The organism is Pseudomonas sp. SDO55104_S430 (assembly GCF_054070595.1).
In genome coordinates this window covers 1-7,515 of the sequence record NZ_JBSVXG010000254.1, presented here as the reverse complement: position 1 = coordinate 7,515, position 7,515 = coordinate 1, and the positions used below count along the sequence as shown (strand labels likewise).

Annotated in this window: 5 protein-coding genes; 2 read left to right on the top strand and 3 right to left on the bottom strand. The window is 62.4% G+C overall.

Translation table 11 applies throughout. The features are described 5' to 3' along the window. Window positions 1-82: 82 nt before the first annotated feature. Window positions 83-709, top strand: a complete 627-nt coding sequence (locus ACW9JE_RS26640) for a class I SAM-dependent methyltransferase (RefSeq protein WP_457434450.1) — start codon at window positions 83-85, stop codon at window positions 707-709. Between the two features lie 141 nt (window positions 710-850). On the opposite strand, the gene ACW9JE_RS26635 is transcribed toward ACW9JE_RS26640, so the two are convergent. The 3 genes from ACW9JE_RS26635 to ACW9JE_RS26625 are packed head-to-tail and all read right to left on the bottom strand — an operon-like array spanning window position 851 to window position 6,068. Beyond that, the gene (locus ACW9JE_RS26635) at window positions 851-3,904 is read right to left on the bottom strand and encodes an efflux RND transporter permease subunit (RefSeq protein WP_457434449.1); all 3,054 of its coding nucleotides are present in this window, start codon (window positions 3,902-3,904) and stop codon (window positions 851-853) included. Next, on the bottom strand, window positions 3,901-4,968 hold the full coding sequence (locus ACW9JE_RS26630; RefSeq protein WP_457434448.1) for an efflux RND transporter periplasmic adaptor subunit: 1,068 nt from the start codon (window positions 4,966-4,968) through the stop codon (window positions 3,901-3,903). The genes ACW9JE_RS26635 and ACW9JE_RS26630 overlap by 4 nt, the downstream gene beginning before the upstream one ends. Next, entirely contained in the window at window positions 4,965-6,068 is a 1,104-nt protein-coding gene (locus ACW9JE_RS26625; protein WP_224541331.1) for an efflux RND transporter periplasmic adaptor subunit, read from the bottom strand. Before ACW9JE_RS26625 ends, ACW9JE_RS26630 begins: the two co-directional genes overlap by 4 nt. Window positions 6,069-6,294: 226 nt before the next feature. Here ACW9JE_RS26625 and ACW9JE_RS26620 point away from each other — a divergent pair, with 226 nt between their 5' ends. After that, on the top strand, window positions 6,295-7,455 hold the full coding sequence (locus ACW9JE_RS26620) for an AAA family ATPase (protein WP_457434447.1): 1,161 nt from the start codon (window positions 6,295-6,297) through the stop codon (window positions 7,453-7,455). The last annotated feature ends 60 nt before the right edge of the window (window positions 7,456-7,515 follow it).

Here is a 7,515-nt window from a genome sequence, read left to right as displayed (position 1 = left end):
GGGCCAATGTGATCCTGTAGGAGCGAGGCTTGCCCGCGAATGGCGTATATTCGGCAAATCCCAATTGCCTGCGCAGCCCACCATGAAACAAACCCCCGACGACCTCAAAAAAATCACCGATACCACCCTGGGCCATTACAACTCGGTGGCCGAAGGGTTTCGTGAAGGCACGCGCGATCACGATGTGAGCCAGAACATCGACGCGTTGCTGCGGCACGTTCAGGGCGAGGCGCCGTTCGACATTCTGGATTTTGGCTGCGGGCCGGGTCGTGATTTGCAGACGTTCACGCGCATGGGCCACAAAGCAGTCGGCCTGGACGGCGCGGAAAAATTCGCGCAAATGGCGCGGGCGGACAGCGGGTGTGAGGTCTGGCATCAGGACTTCCTGAAGCTTGATCTGCCGACCGAACGCTTTGACGGGATCTTTGCCAATGCGGTGCTGTTTCACATCCCGCTACAGGAATTGCCTCGGGTATTGAAGCAGTTGCGCGCTGCGTTGAACCCTGGGGGTGTGTTGTTCAGCTCCAACCCTCGTGGCGAGAATCAGGAAGGCTGGAACGGGCCGCGATATGGGTCGTATCACGATCTGGCGGCCTGGCAGCAATTGCTGACCGAGGCGGGGTTTGTGGAGTTGGAGCATTACTACCGGCCGGCGGGGTTGCCTCGGGAGCAGCAGCCTTGGTTGGCGAGTGTCTGGCGCAAGGTGTAAGGCTTTGGATTTGCGGTGTCAGGACTGACGCCATCGCGGGCAAGCCCGCTCCCACAGTGATTGGCGGTGTACACAGATTTTGTGTTCACCTCGAAACCTGTGGGAGCGGGCTTGCCCGCGATGAGCGCGAAGCGCTCGACTCTATTTCACCTCTTTCTGCGGCTCGCGAATCTTGTACCAAGCCACATAAAGCGCCGGCAAAAACAGCAACGTCAGCAAGGTCGCAATGATAATCCCGCCAATCATCGCGTAAGCCATCGGCCCCCAGAACACTTCCCGGGCAATCGGGATCATCCCCAAACTGGCCGCCGCTGCCGTCAACAGAATCGGCCGTCGCCGGTGATTCGTGGCCTCCACCACCGCATCCCACTGTGAATACCCTTCGCTGACAAACGCATCGATCTGCGTCACCAGAATCACCGAGTTGCGGATGATGATGCCGATCAGCGCCAGGATCCCCAAAATCGCCACAAAGCCCATCGGCGTGCCCGTCGGTACCAGCGCAATCACCACGCCAATCAGCCCGAGGGGCGCGACGCTGGCCACCAGGAACATCTTCTGCACGCTGTGCAGCTGAATCATCAGGAAGGTCGCCATCAGAAACAGCATCAACGGCACGACCTTGGCAATCGGCCCCTGAGCCTTGGCGCTTTCCTCCACGGTACCGCCGGTGGCGACCTTGTAGCCCACCGGCAAGCCGGCGGCGAACTTGTCCATGTCCGGCTTGAGCAGGGTCACCAGATCCGTCGGTTGAATCTCGCCCAGCGTGGCGGCCTTGATGGTCACCGTCGGCTTGCGATCGCGACGCCACACCAGCGGCTGCTCCAGCTCATAGCGCACGGTGGCGAACGCCAGCAGCGGAATCGAGGTGCCGCTGGGCGTGACGATTTGCAGGTTTTGCAGGGTATCGGGCGTGCCGCGCTCGGCGTCCACGGCGCGGCCGACGACGTTGATCAGGTAGATGTCGTCGTCGACCTGGGTCACCGTCGAGCCGCTGACGATGCTGTTCATCAGGTTGGCCACATCTTCGGAGGACAACCCCAACTGCCGGGCCTTGTCCTGGGCGATGTCGACGCGCAGGACTTTGCCCGGCTCGTTCCAGTCGAAAATGATCTCGCCGATGTACGGGTTCTTGTCCAGTTCGCTGGCCAGGTCGATGGCGTGTTTGCGCACCTGATCGATGTTGTTGCCGCTGACCCGATACTGAATCGGCCGTCCCACCGGCGGGCCCATTTCCAGTGCCTGCACGTAGCTGCCGATGCCGACGAAGTCCTTGCGCAGGCGTTCGCGCAGGCGATCACTGAGCGCCTTGCGGGCCTCGAAATCCTTGCTGACGATCACCAACTGCGCGTAGTACGGATTCTGCAATTGCTGGTCGAGGGGCAGGTAGAAACGGATCGCGCCCTGGCCGATGTAGGTGCTCCAGCGCACGATGTCCGGGTCGCCCTTGAGCGTCGCTTCGAGCTTGTCCACGGCCTTGCGGGTTTCGTTGATCGAGGCGTTCTGCGGCAGGTTCAGGTCCACCAGGATTTCCGGGCGGTCCGAAGACGGGAAGAACTGGTTCTGCACAAAACGCATGCAGAACACCGACAGCGCGAACAGCAGCACGGTGATGCCGATGGCCCACCAGCGATTGCGCATACCCCACAGCAGGCCGCTGTTGAATGCCCGCCCCAGGCGCCCAGGCTCCGTCGAGTGGGCCTTCACCTTGGTGCTGAGAATGTGCACGCCGATCACCGGCGCAAACAGCACCGCGACGATCCACGAGACGATCATCGCCACGGCGATCACCGCGAACAGGGTGAAGGTGTACTCGCCTGCCGAACTGGCGTTCAGGCCGATGGGCACGAAACCGGCGACGGTCACCAGTGTGCCGGTGAGCATCGGGAAGGCCGTCGAGGTGTAGGCGAACGTCGCCGCCTGTTCCTTGGTGTCGCCCAGTTCAAGACGCGCGACCATCATCTCCACGGTGATCATCGCGTCATCCACCAACAGGCCCAGGGCGATGATCAGCGCGCCGAGGGAAATCCGCTGCATGGTGATGCCGCTGTACTCCATGAACACGAACACCATGGCCAGCACCAGAGGGATCGAGCACGCCACCACCAGACCGGCGCGCACGCCAAGGCTGATGAAGCTGACCACCAGCACGATCACCACCGCTTCGAACAGCGCACTGGTGAAACCGCCGACTGCCTCTTCCACCACCTGCGCCTGATCGGAGACGTTGTACACGCCCACGCCCACCGGTAGGTCGGCGGTAAGCTCGGTGATGCGCTCGTGCAGGGCCTTGCCGAACACCTGAATATTGCCGCCCTTCTGCATGGCGATGGCCAGGCCGATGGCTTGCTGGCCGTTGTAGCGAAACTCCGGGTTCATCGGGTCGACGTAGCCACGGCGGATCTCGGCGATGTCAGCCAGCCGATAGAAGCGGTCATTGAGCCGCAGGTTGACGTTGGCCAGGTCTTTCTCGGAGACGAACTGCCCGGAGGTGCGCACCGAAATCCGCTCCGGTCCGGCCTCGATCACCCCCGCCGGGGTCACGGCGTTTTCTTTTTGCAGGCTTTGTATGACTTGGCCTTCATCGATGCCCAGCGCCGCCAGTTTGCGGGTGGAGAAGTTCAGGTAAATCACTTCGTCCTGCTGGCCGACCATTTCGATCTTCCCCAGCCCCGGCACGTTGTGAATCTCGGCCCGGGCCTGTTCGACGTAATCGCGCAACTGGCGCATCGTCAAACCATCGGCGGTGAACGCATAGATCGAACCGAACACGTCACCGAACTCGTCGTTGAACGACGGCCCCTGGATGCCCTGGGGAAACTGGCCACGGATGTCGCCGATTTTCTTGCGCACCTGGTACCAGATTTCCGGGATGTCCCCAGCCTTGGTGGTGTCGCGCAGGTTGACGAAGACCGTCGATTCACCGGGGCGCGTGTAGCTTTTCACATAGTCGAGGGAATCGAGTTCTTCGAGTTTTTTCTCGATGCGGTCGGTGATCTGCTTGAGCGTTTCCTCCTGGGTCGCGCCGGGCCAGCGGCTCTGGATCACCATGGTCTTGATGGTGAACGAAGGGTCTTCCTCGCGGCCCAGGTTCATGTACGAGAACACGCCCATCAGCAGGGCGACGAACATCAGGTACCAGACGAACGACTGATGTTTGAGCGCCCATTCGGATAAGTTGAAACTCCCTTTCATTGTGCGCTGCCCTCATCGACTTTCACTTTCTGCCCCGGTTTGAGGCTGTTCACACCGGCGCTGACGATTCGCTCGCCGGACTTCACACCACTGGCCACTCGCACGCTGCTGTCGGTGCGGCTGACGATGCTGACGTTGCGTGGCGACACGGTTTGGGTCTGCGTATCGACCACCCAGATACGCGGCTTGCCGTCGACCTCCTGCAAGGCGCTGAGGGGCAGTTCGATCTGCGGGGTGATCGCCGAGCTCAGGGTCACACTGATCGCCGTGCCCAGCCGGAAGGCGGTCGGGGTTTCGGTGAGGGTCAGGCGTGCGCGGCGGGTACGGGTGGTGCTTTCGGCCTGCGGTTCGATCTCGCGCACGATGGCGGTGGTGTTGATCTCGGGGTTTAGCTGCGAGGCCACCTGAAACACCACGTCTGAAGGGAGCTGATCGACCAGGGTGTCCGGCAGATCGATCACCGCTTCCTTGATGTCCGGCTGCGCCAGCGTCACCACCTGTTGGCCGGCGGTGACGACTTGGCCGGCTTCGGCGTTCCACGCGGTGACCACGGATTTGTGGTCGGCGCGCAGTTCCACATAGTTGAGCTGGTCCTTGGCCTGATTCAGCGAGGCCTGGGCTTGATCGAGGGAGGCCTGGGTGGTTTTCAGGTCGGTCTGGGCATTGTCCAGTTGCGCCTGGGAACCTACGCCTTGGTCGAACAGGCTCTGCTGGCGGCGCGCGGTGGCCTGGGCGTTGATCAGTTGTGCCTGAATGCTCGCCAGGTTGCCCTGCGCCGTGCGCAACTGGTTCTGCTGGTCGGTGGGGTCGAGGGAGGCGAGCAAGTCGCCCTGATTGACTTCGGCGCCGACATCGACGGCGCGGCTGGCAATGCGTCCCGGAATCCGGAAGCCCACATTGCTTTCATAGCGGGCCTGGATGTTGCCGGCGAAACGCCCAAGATTTTGCTCGCCCAGCGCTTCGACCTTGATCGACAGCACCGGTCGGATCGGCTCCGGCGGCGGTTCTTCTTTCGAGCACGCCGCCAACAGCAAACTGGCCATTACCACTGACAGACGCATCATTGTTGCCCCTCCGTGGCCAGTTCCTTGTAGGTGTTTTCGGCGATTTCCACGGCGACACCGGGGTGCAACAGCTGGCCGCCGGCGATGACGACCTTTTGCCCGTCCTCCAGGCCACCACTGATGATGACCTTGCCGGTCAGGTAACGGCCGACGGTGACCGGGTGCAATTGCGCCTTGCCCTCCCCGTCCACCAGCCACACGGCGGGTTTGCTGACGTCCTTGGTCAGCGCCGACCACGGCAACTGCACGGCGGCCTTGCCACGGGTAGTGCCCGTGGCGCTCACCACGGAGCCCAGCTGCATGCCCGGCGGCAGCGCATCGAGGGTGACTTTGACCTGCACCGTGCCGCTCTGCTCGGAGACCGCCGGGGTCACCTCGCGAACGGTGCCGGTGGTTTTGATCTGCGGATTATCGAGCAGGCTGACCACCAGCTTCTTGTCCGGTGGCGGTTCGGCCAACAGCGATTCGTACACGTTGAACACGGCATCGCGATCACCGTCCTGGGCCAGGCTGTAGATCGGCACCGTGGCCTGAACCACCTGACCGACTTCGGCCTGGCGCGCGGTGATCACACCCGGCGCCTCGGCAATCAACGCGGTGTAGCTCAGTTGTTCGCGGGCATTGGCCAGTTGCGCCTGAGCCGCCGCAAGGGAGCTCTGGCTGCTGCGCAACGCGGCCTGGGCGGAATCGTATTCACTTTGGCTGGTGTAGCCCTTGGGCAACAATTTTTGCTGACGCTCGAACGACGCGGCGTTCTGTTTGAGTTTGGCCTGCTCGGCGACCACTTGCGCCTGGGCCGAATCGACGTTGGTCTGCAGGTCTTTGGGATCAAGCCGTGCGAGCACCTGCTTGGCCGTCACCCGATCGCCGACATCGACCTTGCGCTCGATGATCTTGCCGCCGACGCGAAACGACAGCTCAGTCTGCACCCTCGCCTGAACATCGCCGGTCAACGTGACGTTGGCCCCGTATTCCCCCTGCTTGACCACTTGCACGAACACCCGAGGCCGATCCTTCTCGGCCATCTTCTTCTCACCACAACCCCCCAGCATGGCCAACAGGCACAGGCCAAGGGCAAACTTCAATCCGGGACCAGCCATGCAGACTCCTTTGCGTTTAACGGGCGCAATGTGTCTGACAGCTTAGAACAGCGTTCCGTGCCCGCCTGTGTGGCCGGAAATAAAAATCGCGAGCAGGCTCGCTCCCACAATGGTGCGGTGTACACCAATCAACTGTGGGAGCGAGCCTGCTCGCGATGATGTTTGCCACGACCGCGACAACAGGGTTCGGGCAAACTGTGGAGCATCACTCGGCAGGACGCTCCCCATGCTCAATACCCTCGCGGTGGCCAATTACCGCTCGATCAACAAACTGGTGATCCCGCTGGGTCGCCTGAACTTGATTACCGGGCCCAATGGCAGTGGCAAATCCAACCTTTACCGAGCGCTGCGACTGCTGGCGGAAACCGCCCAGGGCGGCGTGGTCAATGCGTTGGCCCGCGAGGGCGGGCTGGATTCGACCTTTTGGGCCGGCCCGGAAACCATCAGCCGACGCATGCGCAACGGCGAAGTGCCGATCGAGGGCATCGTCAGGCGAGGCGCCAAACGTCTGCGTCTGGGGTTCGCGGGTGAGGATTTCAGCTACTCGATCGCCCTGGGGTTGCCCGAACCCAGTCGCTCGGTGTTTTCCCTCGACCCGCAAATCAAAAGGGAATGCATCTGGTCCGGCCCGCTCTACCGCCCGGCCAGCCTGCTGGTGGATCGCGATGGACCGATGATCCGCACCAGGGCGGGCCGCAGCTGGGACGTGCTGGCGCAACACACACCGAATTTCGACAGTCTGTTCGATCAGGTCGGCAGCCTGCGCAGCTCGCTGGAAGTGCTGGAGATGCGCGAGTTCATCCGCCGCTGGCGCTTCTACGATCACTTTCGCAGCGACGCCGACGCACCGGTGCGCCAGCCACAACTGGGCACCCGCACGCCGGTGCTGCACCACGACGGCAGGGACTTGGCGGCGGCGTTGCAGACCATCATCGAAATCGGCGACCCCGAGGCGTTGCAGGCGGCGATCAGCGATGCGTTCCCCGGCGCGCGGCTGCGCATCGAGCCGCTGGCGGGCGGACGTTTTGCCATCGAGTTTTATCAGGAAGGTTTGCTGCGGCCGCTGTCGGCGGCGGAGCTGTCGGACGGGACGTTGCGGTACTTGCTGTTGGTGGCGGCATTGCTGACACCCCGGCCGCCCACTTTGATGGTGCTGAACGAACCGGAAACCAGTCTGCATCCGGATTTGTTGCCGGCCTTGGCCCGACTGATTATCCGGGCCTCCGGGCAGTGTCAGGTGTGGGTGGTGTCCCATGCGGGGCGGTTGATTGCGGCGCTTGAGCAGGATCCGGAGTGCAATTGCATCGTGCTGGAGAAGAACCTCGGGCAGACCGGGATTGTCGGGCAAGGGATGCTGGATGAGCCGGCCTGGAATTGGCCGGATTGAGGGGTGATTTTTAGATCTATTCGCGAGCAAGCCCGCTCCCACAGTTGATCGGTGTACACC